Origin of the sequence: Accumulibacter sp., from assembly GCF_029255125.1 — a bacterium.
Classification (GTDB): domain Bacteria; phylum Pseudomonadota; class Gammaproteobacteria; order Burkholderiales; family Rhodocyclaceae; genus Accumulibacter.
Map to the genome: position 1 here is coordinate 21,759 of NZ_JAPUVR010000100.1, position 16,721 is coordinate 38,479.

Consider the following 16,721-nt stretch of genomic DNA (forward strand, 5'->3'; position numbering starts at 1 on the left):
AAGTCGGTGATCACTCGGATTTCAGCCATGCCCGATCGTACTTTCACAGCCAATCACGAGGCCGCCGTTCTCGCCGAGGCGCTGCCTTACATCAAGCGCTTTCACGGCAAGACCATCGTCGTCAAGTACGGCGGCAACGCAATGATAGACGAGAACCTGAAACAGTGTTTCGCACGCGATGTCGTGCTTCTGAAGCTGGTCGGGATGAACGTCGTGGTTGTTCATGGCGGCGGCCCGCAGATCGAGAGTCTGCTCAGCCGGGTTGGCAAGAAGGGTGAGTTCGTGCAGGGGATGCGCGTCACCGACGCCGAAACAATGGAAATCGTCGAAATGGTCCTCGGCGGCCAGGTCAACAAGGATGTGGTCAATCTGATCAACCAGGCGGGGGGCAAGGCGGTTGGCCTGACCGGCAAGGACGGCAGTTTCATTCGAGCGAAGAAGCTGTTGCTGGCCGACCGAGATACTGGCGAAGACTTGATTGATGTCGGCTTGGTGGGGGACATCACGCAGATCGATCCGTCACTGATCGGCCACCTGGAGTCCGGCGGCTTCATCCCGGTGGTGGCACCGATAGGTGTCGGCAAAGGCGGCGAGACCTACAACATCAATGCCGACGTTGTGGCGGGCAAGATCGCCGAAATCCTCAAGGCTGAAAAGCTGGTCTTGCTGACCAACACTCCCGGCGTCCTCGATCAGACGGGCCGCTTGATTACCGGCATGACGCCGAAGCAAATTGTCGACATGGTGGCGGACGGTTCGCTTTCCGGCGGCATGCTGCCAAAGATCGCTTCGGCGCTCGAGGCGGCGCGCAACGGTGTAAGAAGCGTGCACATCATCGATGGGCGCGTCGAACACGCGCTGTTGCTCGAAATTCTTACCGATCATGGGGTTGGCACGATGATCAAGTCGCACTGAGCGGTGCCGATGCCGGCAAAAACTAGCGCACCTGTATGGCTTTTTGATCTGGACAACACGCTGCACGACGCGCGACCAAATATCTTTCCGCACATCAATCGTTCGATGGTCGCTTACATTCGCGACCATCTCGGCCTCGACGAAGACGAAGCGACGCGCCTGCGCGAGGGTTACTGGCAGCGCTATGGCGCCACCTTGCTCGGATTGGTGCGTCACCATGCGACCAATCCACACCATTTCCTGGAACATACGCATCAGTTTGACGATCTTGCGCGCATGCTGGTTTTCGAACCCGCGCTCAAGACCATCCTGCGGCGCCTCGTTGGGCGCAAGCTGATCTTCTCGAACGCGCCGCTGGACTATACATACACCATTCTCGATAAAATGGGTATAAGAAACTGTTTTGCCGCCGTTTACTCGATCGAACGACTTCGTTTCCAGCCCAAGCCGACGCTTGCGGCGTTTCGCTGCCTGCTGTCTGCCGAAAGCCTGCACCCTGCCCAGTGCATCATGGTCGAGGACTCGCTGGCGAATCTGCGCACGGCGAAGCGGCTTGGTATGAAGACTGTCTGGGTTAGCTCGAACACCCGGCAGCCGGCGTGGGTTGACTGTAGGCTGGCTTCGATAATCGATCTGTACCGCCATCGGGCGCCGCGCTAGGCGACAATCGCTGATTGCACGTCGCGTGGCGGAACGGATTTTCGAGGTCTGTTCGCGAAATAGGCCACACGCGCCATGGGTGGCCGATACTCTCATTACCGGTAGTCAGGTAGACTCCGGGCAAAAGAACTTTCGTCAGGCACCATGAAAGATTCAGGCATCCCCGAGCAGGAACTCGCCGCATGCAGGGCAATTCTCGATTGCTCCGGCATTGCGGTGGTGTTCACGCGCAGGCGCCGGATCTACTACTGCAACACGCGCGCCGAGGAGCTTTTCGGCTGGTCGCCGGGGGCGCTCCTCAGCCAGCCTGAACTCGTCCTCTTCCCCAGTCTCGCGATCTGGCGTGCGGTGCGCCGGCGCACACGTTCCCGCCTGCTGGGTGGGCAGACGGTTGCCATGGAAAGTCAGTTGGCGCGGCGCGACCGCACTACGCTCGATGCCCATCTGATCGTACAGAAGCTTGATCCACACGAGCCCGGGACGAGTCTCGTATGGATCATCCGCGACATATCCGAGGAAGCGCTCGCGCGGACAACGAGCGCTCGCCTTCTGCGCGAGCAGCAGCTCATTTTTCAGAATGCCGAGACCGGTATCGTCGTTCTGCGGGATCGTGTCATTCAGCGCTGCAACCGGCGTTTTGCCGAACTTCTGGGCTATGCACCGGAGGAGTTGATCGGCCAATCGACGCGCGTCTACTACCCGAGTGACACGGCCTGGCGGGAGACTGGAAACAGGGCTTACAGGGAGATCTCGGAAACCGGCATTTTCCGGGGTGATGTGGTTTTTCATCGACGTGACGGGCAGGCTTTCTGTTGTCACATCATTGGCAGCATGATCAAACCTGGCCATCCGGACGAGGGCTATGTCTGGCTTTACGAGGATGTAACCGAAAAGCGACGCGCGGCCAGGGAACTGCGCGCGCTCCTGCGCGAACAGACGCTGATTTTCGAGCGGGCGCCAATCGGCATTGCTTTTCTCCGCGACCGTGTGATCAGGCGCTGCAACCCGAGCTTTGAGCGCATGTTCGGTTATCAGCCAGGGGAACTGATCGGCCGTTCGACGCGGGTGATCTTTCCGGACGAGGCGGCCTGGTTGACTGCTGGCGAGTCGGCCTATCGTGTGATCGACGAAACCGGCAAGTTCGTCGGGGAAGTCGCCTACTGCAAGGCTGATGGAACCCCGCTTTGGTGTCAGGTCACCGGCAGCCTGTTCGATCCTGCTCGGCGCGAGGAAGGGCACGTCTATCTGTTTGAGGACATTACTGCCCGTCGTGCCGCCGAGGAGGCGTTGGTGGCAAGCTTGTGGGAACAGCAGTTCATCTTCGACAACGCAATGATCGGTATCTCGTATCAGCGCGAGCGAACCATCCTGCGCTGTAATCGTCGGCTGGAAGAGATTTTCGGTTATCCGGCAGGCGGTTTGAGTGGCCGGTCTACGCGTGTGCTGTTCCCGAGTGGCGAGGCCTGGGACGATGCCGCCCGCCAGATCGTCGAACGCTGCACCGAAGGACAAGGGACCGTCGACGGCGAACTGATGCATTGCCGGCTCGACGGCACGCTGATCTGGGTTCATCTGATCGGACGGGCGATTGGCCAGAAGGAGGGCGGCGATGTCTGGATCTGGACCTACCAGGACGTGACGGCGCACCGGGCCGCCCAGCAGGCACTCCGCGACAGCCACCTCGAACTCGAGCGGCGGGTTGCCGAACGCACGCTGGAACTCGAGCAGCAACTGCATTTCATGCGTCAGTTGATCGAAGCCATTCCTGGACCGGTCTTCTACAAGGATAGACAGGGCCGCTATCTTGGCTGCAATCAGGCTTTCCTCAAGCTGATTGGGCGTTCGCGGGAGGAAGTGATTGGCGCCAGTGTTTATGATCTGGCGCCCCAAGAACTGGCCGATGGCTACCGATTGTCCGACAAGCAGTTGCTGAAAGCAGCAGGTTCGCAGGTCTACGAATCGCGCGTGGTCGACGCCGAGGGTAATTTCCGGGACGTCGTTTTCCACAAGGCGGCCTACGGCGGACCCGGTGAGTCAGGTGGCGGAGTGGTCGGCGTAATGCTCGACATTACTGAGCGCAAGCGCATGGAAGATCGCCTGCGCCAGGCGGCGACGGTCTTCGACAGCAGTGCTGAAGGAATCACGATTACGTCCCCCGATGCGGCGATCATCGCGGTCAACCGTGCTTTCACCGAGATCACCGGTTATCGGGAAGACGAGGTCATCGGGCAGAACCCGCGTTTCCTCCAATCCGGCCTGCACGGACAGAGCTTCTACCGCGAGATGTGGGAGACGCTGGCGCTGCACGGACGCTGGCAGGGCGAGGTCTGGAACCGGCGAAAGGACGGACAGGCTTTCCTTGAATCCCTGACCATCAGCGCTGTGAAAGACAACGCCGGTAGACTGACGCACTATGTGGGTGTCTTTTCCGACATCACGGAGTTGCGCAAAGCGCACGACCGCCTTGACCACCAGGCGCACCACGATCCGCTGACCGGACTGCCCAACCGGCTGCTGCTTGGTGACCGTCTGCACAAGGCACTGCAGCGGGCACATCGCGATGAGTCTGGCCTGGCGGTTTTCTTCATTGATCTTGATCGCTTCAAGAACATCAACGATACCCTGGGTCACCAGGTGGGCGATCGCGTCCTCTGCGAAGTGGCCTGGCGCCTGAGTCGATTGATGCGCGAATCGGATACGGTCGGACGCCTGGGCGGCGACGAATTCCTGATCATAATCGAGGACATAAGCGACCCATCGGCGGCTTCGCACATCGCTGAGAACATTCTTGGCGTGCTGCAGAATTCTCCGGTGATCGTCAACCAGGAGTTCTTCGTTGGTGCCAGCATCGGGATCAGCGTCTTCCCGCAGGACGGTATCGACGCGGAAACCCTGATGAAGAACGCCGACGTTGCCATGTATCGGGCCAAGGAACGCGGTCGCAACACTTACGAGTTCTTTACCGGGAGTCTCACGCAGTCTTCGTTGGCCCGCCTGCGCCTGGAGACCGACTTGCGCCGAGCGCTTGAGCGCGGCGAGTTGCGGGTATACCTGCAGCCGCAGTTTTCTCTGATCACTGGCCGGGTGCTGGGCGCCGAAGCCCTTGTGCGCTGGTTGCACCCCGCGCAAGGCATGCTCCTGCCGGCCGACTTCATTCGCTTGGCTGAGGAGTCCGGACTGATCGTCCAGATCGGCGAGTGGGTGCAGCAAGTCGCCATGGCACAGTGGGCGGCGTGGAGTGCCGCTGGCTTGGCTCCCGGCGTTCTTTCGATCAATGTCTCGGGCCTCGAGTTTGCGCGTGGTCGTATCCAGGAGACCGCGCGCAAGGCGCTTGAGGCCTCAGGCCTGTCGGCGCAGTTTCTCGAACTGGAGATTACCGAAGGCGCGATCATGAGCCATGCCGAGAACAGTCTTCAGGTTCTCAGCAATCTGCGGGCGATGGGGTTACGCGTGGTGATCGACGATTTCGGGACCGGGTACTCGTCGCTGGCACACTTGAAACGGCTGCCGTTGGATAAGCTCAAGGTTGATCGGAGCTTCGTGCTTGGTCTGCCGCATGGTGCCGAGGACTGTGCGATCACCCGTGCGGTGATCGGTTTGGCCCACAGCCTGCAGTTGACCGTGATCGCCGAAGGTGTCGAGCGCGACGAGCAACGCGAATTCCTGGCGCGCGAAGGCTGTGACGAGATTCAGGGCTACCTGACCGGGCGGCCGATGCCTTTCGACGACTACGAACGTTCTTTTCTCCAGCACTGACCGCGCGGCTCAGCGGTATGCCTGGGCAGACCTGGTGTGCGGCTGCTCGGCTGTCCGCCTCGCGCCCTCGCTCATCGCCCACCAGATTGACGCGCCGGCTTCCTGGCGGGCTGGTAGCGGACGGCTAGGCCCGCTCGCGACGAACGTTTCTCGAGCGCTCAACCGTCGGCCTTGAGCCAGGCTGCTGCGCTCAGCGCGAAGTAGCTGAGAACTCCGTCGGCGCCGGCCCGCTTGCAGGCCAACAGGCTCTCCATGACGCACGCCCGCTCGTCGAGCCAGCCGTTCTGTGCCGCCGCCTTGAGCATGGCGTACTCGCCGCTGACCTGGTAGACGTAGGTCGGTACGGCGAACTCGTCCTTGACGCGGCGAACGATGTCGAGATAGGGCAGGCCTGGTTTGACCATCACCATGTCGGCGCCTTCAGCCAGGTCGAGCGCGACCTCGCGCAATGCCTCGTCGCTATTCGCCGGGTCCATCTGATAGGTCTTTTTGTTGCCCTTGCCGAGGTTGCCGGCTGAGCCGACTGCATCGCGGAAGGGGCCATAGAAGCTGGACGCGTACTTTGCCGAATAGGCGAGGATGCGCGTGTGAATCAGCCCGGCGGCGTCGAGTTCGCGCCGAATCCGTCCAACGCGGCCGTCCATCATGTCAGACGGGGCGACGATGTCGGCGCCGGCTTGCGCGTGGATCAGCGCCTGCCGCGCCAGGACAGCGAGCGTCTCGTCATTCAGGACATAGTGCTGTGGGTCGTCGGCAGCAATCAGACCGTCCTGTCCGTGACTGGTATAAGGATCGAGGGCAACGTCGGTGATCACCCCGAGTTCCGGGAACTCCCGCTTCAAGGCCATGACCACGCGCGGAACCAGACCATCCGGGTTGTACGCTTCCTCGGCGTCCGGCGTCTTGTTAGCGGCGTCGACGACCGGAAACAGCGCTAAGGCTGGGATGCCCAGCGCCAGAGCACGTTCGGCCGTCCGGAGCAGGCGATCCAGGCTCTGTCTCTCCAGACCCGGCAGCGAAGGTATCGGTTCAACCCGATCGTTGCCCTCCAGGACGAAAACCGGGTAGATCAGGTCGTCAGCCGAGAGTCGCGTTTGCCGCACCAGGCGGCGGGAGAAATCGTCGTGACGCATGCGGCGCATGCGGGTAACCGGAAATGCGGTGTTGTGATCCATAAGCTTCGCCAGTTCAGAATAGACAAATTTAATAGGCCGGCCCGCTGTTAGACGGGAACTCGCCGCTTTGCTGCTTGCTCCAAGTTTTCAGATGGCCACGCCATCTCCCGCTTCACCTCCCTGAGCGGGTGCCTTATCCCCTGTAAGGCATCGACGCCCCCGGCCCCCCCTTGCCGGGGGCGTTTCTTTTGTGCGCTTCAACGCTTGTTGGTGGAAACCGCTTGGCGGGCGGTCCAGCCGACTGCCGCGCGCCGTTTCGCCGGTGTTCGCCGGCCGCTCCGGACACCCGGCGGCGGCAACGAAGACTCGTCGAATGGCAGATCCAGCCAGCCCGCGAGCACAGCCTCGGCTTCGCGTACGCCGAACTTCTTCAGCCCGGAAAAGACTTGTGCCGAACAATGCTCAGCGAGCTCGGTAAGCGCCGCCTGCACGTGCCGGCAGACCTGGGTTTGCTCCTGACGGCTCAACTTGTCGGCCTTTGACAGGAGGACGTGGATCGGCTTTCCGGTTGCGGCGAACCAGCGAATCATCTGCTGATCCAGCTCGGTCAGCGGGTGACGGCTGTCCATGATCAAGAGCAGGCCGCGCAACGCCGGCCGCTGCTGAAGATAAGGGCCGAGCAAGCCCTCCCATTGCGCACGGATGTCCTGCGGTGCTTTTGCATAACCGTAACCGGGCAGGTCGACAAAGTACTTTCCCTCGTCGATTCGGAAGTAGTTCAGATGCTGTGTTCGACCCGGCGTCTTGGAGACGAAGGCCAGCCGGGTGTGATTGGCCAGAGCGTTGATCGCGGTCGACTTGCCCGCGTTCGAGCGGCCGGCGAAAGCGACTTCGCACAGTGCGTCGGTCGGCAGCTCGCGCAGGTCGGCAACCGTCGTGTGGAAAATCGCGTGTTGGAAGAGTGGCATAAGTCAGGCATGCGACGGTGGGTGAGAGAACGGATGCGTGCCCGCGCTCGAAACTGCGATAGAATATCAGCTTTCGGCGCTCGGCTTCACCGGCTTCAGATCAGTCAAGGTTGTGTCAATGTTGTCTATGGGAGTTTCGACATGATTCGTACAACGGCGCTTGCGGTTCTCCTGGCCGCCAGTATCCCGGCCTTCGCAACAGAACAGGCTAAAGCAAAGGTTGACCTGGCGAAAGCCAAGGAGATCGCCGAGACCGTCTGCGTCGGCTGTCACGGCGCTGATGGTAACAGCCCGGCCGCTGCCAATCCGATCATTGCCGGCCAGGTGCGGGAGTACCTGTATAAGCAGCTCGGCAACTTCAAGGCAGCGGACGGCAAGCCGGCGTTACGCACCAACCCGATCATGGCCGGTATGGTCGCCGCGCTGTCGGACGAAGACATGCACAGTCTGGCGGCGTATTTTTCCCAGCAAGCGATCAAGCCTTCGCTTGCCCGCGACGAGAAACTGCTGGCTGAAGGCAAGGCTTTGTGGCGCAAGGGGGATTTCGAAAAAGGCATTCCCGCGTGTGCAGGCTGCCACGGACCCGCGGGGGCTGGACTGCCAGCGCAGTATCCACGCCTGGCCGGGCAGTACGCCGAATACACGGCAACGCAGTTGAAGACATTCCGTACCCACGAGCGAGCCAACGATCCAGAGAAGATGATGCGCGTGATTGCCGGCAAGCTTTCCGACGCTCAGATCAGCGCCGTAGCCGAGTACGCCGCCGGGCTGCGCTGAGCGCTCATCACCGAATCGTCCCGAGCCGGGCGAGATCGAGAAAGGATGGATGCGTTATGAAGACAATCAGGCAGTTGCTCGCCAGCAAGAGCGGGCCCTTGGTAGCCGTCAAACCCGATGACGCAGTTTTTCACGCCCTGCAGGTCATGGCTGATCACAACGTCGGCTCGGTCCTTGTCCTCGACGACGGCAAGCTGGTTGGCATCTTCACCGAGCGCGACTATGCGCGCAAGGTGATCCTGCACGGAAAGGCTTCGAAGGATATCCCGGTGCGTGCGATCATGAGTGACAGAGTCCTCTATGTCACTCCCGAACGGACCGTCGACGAATGCATGGCGATCATGACCGAGATGCACTTTCGCCATCTGCCGGTAATTGCTGATGACCAGGTGGTCGGCATTGTCTCGATCGGCGATGTGGTCAAGGAGACGATTTCCCACCAGCAGTTCGTCATCGAGCAGATGGAGAAGTACATCACCGGCTAGTTGGCTAGGGTAGTTCGTCGAGCCCGAACTGGTTCAGATGGGCGGTCACGCCCCACGCTTCAAGACGCCATGCTTCGCCGTCGCCGGTCACCCAGTTGATTCCGGCGTTGGGAATCAGGAAGTCGCGCGGGTTCGACAGCGCGTTTCCGCGCGCCAAGCGATTGACGATGTCGAGAACGCCGCCGTGCGTTACCACGACGATGGTCTGTCCGCCGTGCTCGACGGCAAGGCGTGCGAGAGCAGTGCCGACGCGTTCGTGTAACTGCTGCAGGCTTTCACCGCCAAACGGAATGACGAACGCTGGATCGCGCGTCTCGAACAACCGGTATTCGGCCGGGTAGCGGGCGCGTGACTCGCCATAGGTGAGGCCTTCGAAGAAGCCATAGCGCCGCTCACGAAATTCGGCAAGAAAGTGCGGCTGCAGTCTGAGCCGAACCGCGATACGTTCTGCAGTCTGACGTGCGCGCAGCAGATCGCTGCTGTAGAGCGCCGCGACCGGCTGCCCGGACAGCCATCGGGCGGCTGCCTCGGCCTGCACCAGGCCGGCTGAGTTGAGTCCGATGTCGATTTGCCCCTGAATGCGCTTTTCCGCATTCCATGTGGTTTCGCCGTGCCGGACGAGACAGATACGGGTTGCTTTCATGGCCGGGATCTTAACCGATCTGGCCGCTTCGGCTGGAGCCACCTTGCCCGGCGAAGGACGGTGCGGCGATCGCGTGCTGCGCAGTGATCAAGGATGCGCTGCCAACCGCCGTAGAAGCCAGGTGGTCGGCGTTGCGCGTTTCGTCGGCAAGCGCACCGGCAGGAAGGAGTGTGGACCTCTATGGGTGAGACGATTGGCGTGGTCGCGAGCGAGCTGGCCGGCAGGCCTGCGGGGGGCGACCTGGCGTGCGCCGCAGCGGCCGCGCGACGGCGTCCTGCGGCTTGGCTGAGCGTGCTGGATGGGCACAGCGCCTTTCCCATTGTCGTTCGGTAGCAGCATGCGGCACGTCATCATTGGCAGCGGGCCAGCCGGGGTGGTCGCGGCAGAGACCCTGCGGCGGCTCGACCCATCCGCCGAGATCACCGTGATTGGGGACAAGGCGGGCTTCGCGCAGTCGACGGTTCGCACCGCTTCGCGCTCGCGCGGCGCGCTCGATGAAACACCAAGCTGTGTGCGCTCGGACGCCGATCACTTGGCGCGCTTGCGGATCGAGTTGAGACATTCGCGTGTCAAGGCGATAGATACCGCTGCGTGCAGCGTGACCCTGGCCGATGGGCGGGTCGTGCCCTACGACCGGGCTTTGATCGCTACGGGTTCTCGCCCCGTGCGACCGGCCATCGTCGGGATCGACTTGCCACAGGTGTTTACTTGCTGGACACCCGCCGACGCGCAGGCCATTGCGGCGGTGGTCAGTCCAGCCGCGCACGTGCTCCAGATGGGCGCCGGGTTTATCGGCTGCATCGCCATGCAAGCGCTGGCGGCACATACGGCGCGCTTGACGGTCGTCGAGGTGCGCGAGCGCATGCTTGCACATCTGCTCGACGATGTCGCGGGGGGCTTGATTCGGCGCTGGTGCGAGGACCAGGGGGTACGGATATGTACGGGTCGGCGCGTCGTAGCGGTTACGCGGTCGGGCGAACGATTGCGCGCCGAGATCGATGATGGCGAGATCATCGAGGCTGATGTGCTGATCAATGCGACGGGAGGTCAACCCAACGTCGCCTTTCTCGCCGGCAGTGGCATTGCGCTTGATCGCGGCGTGCTGGTCGATGCCGCCATGCAGAGCAGCGTCGCCGGCGTTTATGCCGCTGGCGATGCTGCCGAAGCGATTGAAACCGGCACCCGTCGTCGACGGGTCAATGCGATTCAGCCCGACGCCGTCGAGCAGGCACGCATTGCTGCGTTGAACATGGCCGGCCATCCGGCGCTCCTGCCCGGCACTTTCGCCTATAACATCCTCGACACCTTGGGTCTGGTTTCCGCGTCCTTTGGACAATGGCAGGAGGGAGCAGGGGGCGAGACGGCACAGTTGCTCGAAGCGGCCGATTACCGTTATCTTCGCCTCGTCTTTTCCGGTGATCGCCTGCTCGGTGCGAACAGCGTCGGCTACACCGAGCAGATCGCCGCGCTGCGCGGTTTGATCCAGGAACGCGTCAGTCTTGGAGAATGGAAGGAGCGGTTGTCGGCGGCCCCGCTGCAAGTGACCGAAGCCTACCTGGCGCGACGACTGCTGGCCACCGATTGAGCATCAACGCCGGAGCGCGGTGACCGCTGCGACATTGGCGCGCCCACGACACGAGCTTTTCGACATTTCGCTTGCGGGTTGCTGATGTGGTAGGATTGCAAGTGGCGGGTCTCCCCGCATCGCAGGGCGGTGAACCTGGTCAGGTCCGGAAGGAAGCAGCCACAGCCGTTTGATGTGAGTGCCGGGGGTAGGGCTCGCCACCTTCGCTCGACGGCTGCCCTCCCGAGCTTCGTTCTCGGCCTTTCTTGTTCCTTTACTGCCTTGCTTTGGTCAACTGCTGGCACTCGCCATTCCGCACCTGCTAGGGCATGCCGCTTGCTTCAGTCGTTTCCCCGGCAAACGTGGTCTCGGGGCCAGTGCGCCATCTGCTAGAATCGCCGAATGAGCTACCAGGTTCTGGCGCGCAAGTGGCGCCCGCGGACGTTCGCCGACCTCGTCGGGCAAGAGCACGTGGTGCGCGCACTAACCCACGCGTTGACGGCGCAGCGGCTGCACCATGCGTACCTGTTTACGGGTACACGCGGAGTCGGCAAGACGACGCTGGCGCGCATACTAGCCAAGGCGCTCAATTGTGAGTCTGGCGTCAGTGCGGTACCCTGTGGCAGCTGTGCGGCGTGCCGGGAGATTGATTCCGGCCGCTTCGTCGACCTGCTCGAAGTCGATGCGGCAACCAACACGCGGGTCGACGAAATGCGTCAGTTGTTGGAGAACGCCGTTTACGCGCCTACACGTGGCCGCTTCAAGGTCTACGTCATCGACGAGGTGCACATGCTGTCGACCTCGGCTTTCAACGCGATGCTGAAGACGCTTGAAGAGCCGCCCGAGCACGTCAAATTCATCCTGGCGACGACCGACCCGCAAAAAATTCCGGTGACCGTCCTGTCGCGTTGTTTGCAGTTCAACCTCAAGCAGATGACGCAGCCGCTGATTGCCGACCATTTGGCGCGCGTGCTCGCGGCCGAATCGATCAGCACCGACGCGCCGGCGCTCAACTTGCTCGCGCGCTCGGCTGCGGGCAGCATGCGCGATGCGCTGTCGCTGCTTGATCAGGCGATTGCCCACGGGGCGGGAAGGGTTGAGGAAGGCGCCGTGCGCGCAATGCTTGGCGCGGTCGACCTCGACCATTTGTTCGCGATCCTCGACGCATTGCTGGCTGGCGATCCTGCTGCCATGCTGCGCATTGCCGACGAAATGGCCGAACGCAGTCTTTCGTTCGACGCTGCCTTGCAGGAAATGGCTGGTCTGTTGACCCGCCTGCAGATCGCGCAGCTCGCGCCCGCCGCGCTGGCTGACGATATGCCCGAGCGCGCCCGGCTGATCGGCCTGGCGGCTGCATTTGACCTCGAGTTCGTCCAGCTCGCCTATCAGATCGTCGTCCATGGGCGCCGGGATCTCGCCTTGGCGCCCGACGAACTTGCCGGTTTCACGATGACCTTGTTGCGCCTGCACGCTTTTCGACCGATCTCCGACGGGTCTTCGCTGCGCGTGGTGTCGCGGTCGGCAGTCGCCACGCGTACTACGCCGGCGGTCGGGCCGCGCGCTCCGTCGCCGTCGTCCGGCGAGGCCGTCGCCCTGCCGTCTGGCAGCACACTTTGCGCTCCGCCAGCAGGCGCTGCTCGCGCGTTTGGCGAACCGCCAAACGGGCTACCCGCGGCGGCCGTGCGAGCAGCAGCGCCGCCGGCGAGCGGTGGCGACTGGCCAGCCATCCTCAGCGGTTTGAAGGTTGGTGGAATGGCGCGCGAACTCGGGCAGCACTGCGAGTTGCGCGATCTTTCGGCGACTCAGGTTGTTCTGCGTCTTTCACCGCGCCACCGTCATCTCGTGATGAAGCCGGCGCAGGACAAGCTGCAACAGGCGCTGGCCGAGTATTTCCAGCGACCGTTGCGGCTTGCCGTCGAGGTCGACGAAGTGTCGGGCGCTACGCCGGCGTCGGTTGCCGAGCGTGACCGACGCGAGCGTCAGGATCGGGCGATAGCCGCAGTCGAACAGGACGGCTTCGTGCGTGCGATCATCGAAACCTTCGACGCCACCTTGATCGAATCATCGATCAAACCCATTTAGTTCACAGCGAGGACAAGAGGATGATGAAGGGCGGAATCGCCGGCTTGATGAAGCAGGCGCAGCAGATGCAGGACAACATGCGCAAGGCGCAGGAGGAACTCGCGCGAACCGAGGTCGAGGGCCAATCGGGCGCTGGGATGGTCAAGGTGGTCATGACCTGCGGGCACAACGTGCGACGCGTGACGATCGATCCGACGGTGATGGACGACCGGGAGATGCTTGAGGACCTGATTGCCGCGGCAGTCAACGACGCCGTGCGGCGTGTCGAGGAAACGTCACAGGAGCGCTTGGCGGGTTTCTCGGCGGGGTTGAACCTGCCGCCGGGGTTCAAGCTGCCGTTCTAATGACGACGCCGTCGAGCCTCGAGGCGCTGATCGAGGCTTTGCGCTGCCTGCCTGGCGTCGGGCCGAAATCAGCCCAGCGAATGGCCTATCAACTGCTGCAGAACGATCGATCCGGCGCCCGCCGCTTGGCCGACGCGCTCCAGCAAGCGCTTGCCGCAGTGCGTCATTGCCAGCGCTGTAACACCTTCAGCGAGACCGACGTTTGTTCCCGCTGCCTGTCGTCCAGGCGTGACGCGGGTCTTTTGTGCGTCGTCGAGACACCCGTCGACATGAACATGATGGAACAGACGCATGCCTACGCGGGCCTCTACTACGTACTCATGGGCAGGGTTTCTCCGCTCGACGGGATCGGCCCGAACGAACTGCACCTTGATCGCCTGCTGGCGCGCTGTGCCGATGGCGTGGTGCGTGAGGTGATCATCGCGACGAACTACACGAACGAGGGCGAAGCGACCGCGCACTATCTGTCCGAGATGCTCAAGGCGCGTGCTGTGCGGGTGACGCGCATTGCGCGCGGCGTGCCGGTTGGCGGCGAACTGGAATACGTCGACGCGGGGACGCTGGCTCAGGCTCTACGTGAGCGGCGAGCGCTCGACACCTAGCCAGGGTGGGAAGGGTGGGAATGCTGCAGTGCAAACCGCGTTGGCCTTGGAGTATAATGCGCCGGTTTAGTTCGTACCAACTTTTCATTACGTGCTAGGGATCAGCGCTATGAGCAATGAGAGCAAGGTGGACGGCGGTAGGCGGCGGCTGGTTGTCGCGACTGCCGCGGTCGGCGGGGTGGGGGCGCTGGCAGCGCTCGTACCCTTCCTGTCCAGTATGCTGCCGTCCGAGCGGGCCAAGGCAGCCGGGGCGCCGGTGGAAGTCGAGATCGGTAACCTCGAACCCGGCCAGATGATGACCGTCGAGTGGCGTGGCAAACCGGTCTGGATCATCCGACGGACCCCAGAAATGCTGGAATCGCTCGCCAAGCTGGCCGATGCAGTGGCCGATCCGAAGTCCGAAAAGAAGATGCAGCCAGACTATTGCACGAACGAAGCACGTTCGATCAAGCCGGAAATCATGGTGGCAGTCGGTATCTGTACGCACCTGGGCTGCTCCCCTTCGTCCAAGTTCAAGAAGGGTGCCGAAGAAGGTATGGACGCGGCCTGGCTCGGCGGCTTCCTCTGTCCCTGTCATGGCTCGACGTTCGATTTTGCCGGCCGCGTCTTCAAGAGCAAGCCGGCGCCCGACAACCTCGAGGTGCCGCCGCACATGTATCTGTCGGAAACGCGAATCCTCATTGGCGAAGACAAGAAGGGAGCTTGAGCCATGGCGGCGAACACCAATTTCGAAAAGTACAAGTCGGACGGATCGCTGCAGGGCAATCTGCTCGAGTGGTTCGACGCGCGCTTTCCGGCAACCTCGATGTGGCGCGGCCATCTGTCCGAGTACTACGCGCCGAAGAACTTCAACTTCTGGTACTTCTTCGGCTCGCTCGCCATGCTGGTGCTGGTGATCCAGATCGTCACCGGGATTTTCCTGGTCATGCATTACAAGCCCGACGCCTCGCTGAACGAGAATGGCATCCCGGTTGCCTTCGCCAGCGTCGAATACATCATGCGCGACGTGCCCTGGGGTTGGCTGATCCGCTACATGCACTCGACCGGCGCGTCTGCCTTCTTCGTCGTCGTCTACCTGCACATGTTCCGCGGCATGCTCTACGGGTCGTACCGCCAGCCACGCGAACTGATCTGGATCTTCGGCACGCTGATCTTTCTCTGCCTGATGGCCGAAGCCTTCATGGGCTATCTCCTGCCTTGGGGACAGATGTCGTTCTGGGGCGCGCAGGTGATCGTCAATCTGTTCTCCGCCATCCCGCTGATCGGTGAGCCGCTGTCGATCTGGATTCGCGGTGACTTTGTCGTCGGCGATGCCACGCTCAACCGCTTCTTCTCGTTCCATGTCATCGCCGTACCGCTCGTCCTGCTCGGTCTGGTTGCTGCCCACATCCTGGCGCTGCACGAAGTCGGCTCGAACAACCCGGACGGTGTCGAGATCAAGAAGCGCAAGGATGTCCATGGGGTGCCACTCGACGGTATCCCGTTCCACCCGTATTACTCGGTGAAGGACATCGTGGGCGTGATCGTTTTCCTGATGGTCTTTTCGATCATCGTCTTCTTTGCACCGGAAGGCGGCGGCTATTTTCTCGAATACAACAACTTCATCCCGGCGGATCCGTTGAAGACGCCGCCGCACATCGCTCCGGTATGGTATTTCACCCCCTACTATTCGCTCCTCCGGGCGATGGTCTGGCCGCTGTTCGGGATCGATGCCAAGTTCTGGGGCGTCGTGCTGATGGGTGGCGGGGTCGTCATTCTGGCCTTCCTTCCCTGGCTTGACCGTAGCCCGGTGAAGTCGATCCGTTACCGCGGCCCGATCTTCAAGACCTTGTTGACGCTGTTCGTGATTGCCTTCCTCGTGCTCGGTTTCCTCGGCACGCAGCCGCCGTCGTACGCGTTCTTCGGTGTGATTCCGAGTGCTCCAGTAGCGCAGGTGCTGACCGCCTACTACTTCCTCTTCTTCCTGACCATGCCCTGGTGGTCGAAGATCGACAAGTACAAGCCGGAACCCGATCGCGTGACGATGTAAAGGAATGCAAAAATGAAAAAGCTACTTACGGCGTTGCTCCTCGCTCCGGCGCTTGCCTTGGCCAGTGGTGCCACGCTGCATCTTGACAAGGCGCCCGATGTGCAAGGCGACAAGGCTGCATTGCAGAGCGGGGCAAAAACCTTCATCAACTACTGCATGAATTGTCACGGGCTCAGCTACGCTCGTTACAACCGTCTCACCGAGCTCGGCCTGAGCGAACAGCAGGTGAAGGATAATCTGCTGTTCACCGCGGAAAAGATCGGCGAACCGATGCGTGTTGCCGCTCGCCCGGCGGAGCAGAAACAGTGGTTTGGCGCGGCGCCGCCCGACCTGTCGCTGATCGCGCGTTCGCGCGCTTCGGAAGCCGGTAGCGGCGCCGACTGGCTCTATACCTATCTGCGCTCCTTCTATCGCGATGACAAGCGCCCGACCGGCTGGAACAACACTGTCTTCGAGAACGTGGGGATGCCGCATGTATTGTGGGAGAGCCAGGGGCAGCGAATCCTCAACAAGGATCACAAGCTGGAACTCGCGGTGCCCGGCACACTGTCGGCGGCTGCCTACGATAAGCAGGTTGCCGAGCTCGTTGGCTTTCTGGTCTGGGTTGCCGAGCCCGGGGCTGCCTTCCGCAAGCAGCTCGGCTTCGGCGTTCTCGGTTTTCTTGTCGTGCTGTTCGCCGTTGCCTATCCAATGAAGAAGGCGTACTGGAAAGACGTAAGGTAGGCGGCGCCTGCGCGCCGGATTACCCGCCGCGGCATCGCCGGCGAGGGGGCAGTGACGT

At 62.0% G+C, this 16,721-nt stretch carries 15 protein-coding genes and 1 other RNA gene; 13 read left to right on the forward strand and 3 right to left on the reverse strand.

Features of this window, described 5'->3' with window-relative positions; genetic code table 11:
• Window positions 1–27: 27 nt before the first annotated feature.
• From argB to Q1L59_RS08535, 3 genes are all read left to right on the forward strand, one after another.
• Complete coding sequence (gene argB / locus Q1L59_RS08525; protein ID WP_300330865.1) at window positions 28–915, forward strand: acetylglutamate kinase; 888 nt, start codon at window positions 28–30, stop codon at window positions 913–915.
• Between the two features lie 9 nt (window positions 916–924).
• On the forward strand, window positions 925–1,575 hold the full coding sequence (locus Q1L59_RS08530; RefSeq protein WP_300330867.1) for a pyrimidine 5'-nucleotidase: 651 nt from the start codon (window positions 925–927) through the stop codon (window positions 1,573–1,575).
• A gap of 144 nt (window positions 1,576–1,719) precedes the next feature.
• Window positions 1,720–5,331: a PAS domain S-box protein gene (locus tag Q1L59_RS08535; RefSeq protein WP_300330869.1), complete on the forward strand. Its 3,612-nt coding sequence runs from the start codon at window positions 1,720–1,722 to the stop codon at window positions 5,329–5,331.
• Between the two features lie 158 nt (window positions 5,332–5,489).
• Here the strand turns inward: Q1L59_RS08535 and hemB are convergent, their stop codons facing one another.
• Entirely contained in the window at window positions 5,490–6,506 is a 1,017-nt protein-coding gene (gene hemB / locus Q1L59_RS08540; protein ID WP_300330872.1) for a porphobilinogen synthase, read from the reverse strand.
• A gap of 197 nt (window positions 6,507–6,703) precedes the next feature.
• Window positions 6,704–7,414: a ribosome biogenesis GTP-binding protein YihA/YsxC gene (gene yihA / locus Q1L59_RS08545; RefSeq protein WP_300330874.1), complete on the reverse strand. Its 711-nt coding sequence runs from the start codon at window positions 7,412–7,414 to the stop codon at window positions 6,704–6,706.
• Window positions 7,415–7,555: 141 nt separating this feature from the next.
• Between yihA and Q1L59_RS08550 the strand changes: the two genes are divergently transcribed.
• The gene (locus Q1L59_RS08550; RefSeq protein WP_300331521.1) at window positions 7,556–8,191 is read left to right on the forward strand and encodes a c-type cytochrome; all 636 of its coding nucleotides are present in this window, start codon (window positions 7,556–7,558) and stop codon (window positions 8,189–8,191) included.
• Window positions 8,192–8,247: 56 nt separating this feature from the next.
• A complete protein-coding gene (locus tag Q1L59_RS08555; RefSeq protein WP_300330877.1) occupies window positions 8,248–8,676 on the forward strand; it encodes a CBS domain-containing protein in 429 nt (142 codons plus the stop codon).
• 4 nt (window positions 8,677–8,680) lie between these two features.
• Here Q1L59_RS08555 and Q1L59_RS08560 read toward each other — a convergent pair whose 3' ends face one another.
• Complete coding sequence (locus Q1L59_RS08560; RefSeq protein ID WP_300330880.1) at window positions 8,681–9,319, reverse strand: histidine phosphatase family protein; 639 nt, start codon at window positions 9,317–9,319, stop codon at window positions 8,681–8,683.
• A 298-nt stretch (window positions 9,320–9,617) separates the two neighbouring features.
• On the opposite strand from Q1L59_RS08560, the gene Q1L59_RS08565 reads away from it, so the two are divergent.
• From Q1L59_RS08565 to Q1L59_RS08600, 8 genes are all read left to right on the forward strand, one after another.
• Complete coding sequence (locus Q1L59_RS08565) at window positions 9,618–10,904, forward strand: FAD-dependent oxidoreductase (protein WP_300330883.1); 1,287 nt, start codon at window positions 9,618–9,620, stop codon at window positions 10,902–10,904.
• Between the two features lie 103 nt (window positions 10,905–11,007).
• Window positions 11,008–11,106: signal recognition particle sRNA small type (ffs, locus tag Q1L59_RS08570), an RNA gene on the forward strand.
• 179 nt (window positions 11,107–11,285) lie between these two features.
• Window positions 11,286–12,965 carry a DNA polymerase III subunit gamma/tau gene (gene dnaX, locus Q1L59_RS08575; RefSeq protein ID WP_300330886.1) on the forward strand — a complete coding sequence of 560 codons (1,680 nt, stop codon included), beginning with the start codon at window positions 11,286–11,288 and terminating at the stop codon, window positions 12,963–12,965.
• A 20-nt stretch (window positions 12,966–12,985) separates the two neighbouring features.
• Entirely contained in the window at window positions 12,986–13,309 is a 324-nt protein-coding gene (locus Q1L59_RS08580; protein ID WP_300330889.1) for a YbaB/EbfC family nucleoid-associated protein, read from the forward strand.
• A complete protein-coding gene (gene recR, locus Q1L59_RS08585) occupies window positions 13,309–13,911 on the forward strand; it encodes a recombination mediator RecR (RefSeq protein ID WP_300330892.1) in 603 nt (200 codons plus the stop codon). Before Q1L59_RS08580 ends, recR begins: the two co-directional genes overlap by 1 nt.
• 109 nt (window positions 13,912–14,020) lie before the next feature.
• The gene (gene petA / locus Q1L59_RS08590) at window positions 14,021–14,617 is read left to right on the forward strand and encodes a ubiquinol-cytochrome c reductase iron-sulfur subunit (protein WP_300330895.1); all 597 of its coding nucleotides are present in this window, start codon (window positions 14,021–14,023) and stop codon (window positions 14,615–14,617) included.
• 3 nt (window positions 14,618–14,620) lie between these two features.
• Window positions 14,621–15,940 (forward strand): cytochrome bc complex cytochrome b subunit, encoded by a 1,320-nt coding sequence (locus Q1L59_RS08595; protein WP_300330898.1) that lies wholly within the window; start codon window positions 14,621–14,623, stop codon window positions 15,938–15,940.
• Window positions 15,941–15,952: 12 nt separating this feature from the next.
• Window positions 15,953–16,663: a cytochrome c1 gene (locus tag Q1L59_RS08600; RefSeq protein ID WP_300330901.1), complete on the forward strand. Its 711-nt coding sequence runs from the start codon at window positions 15,953–15,955 to the stop codon at window positions 16,661–16,663.
• The last annotated feature ends 58 nt before the right edge of the window (window positions 16,664–16,721 follow it).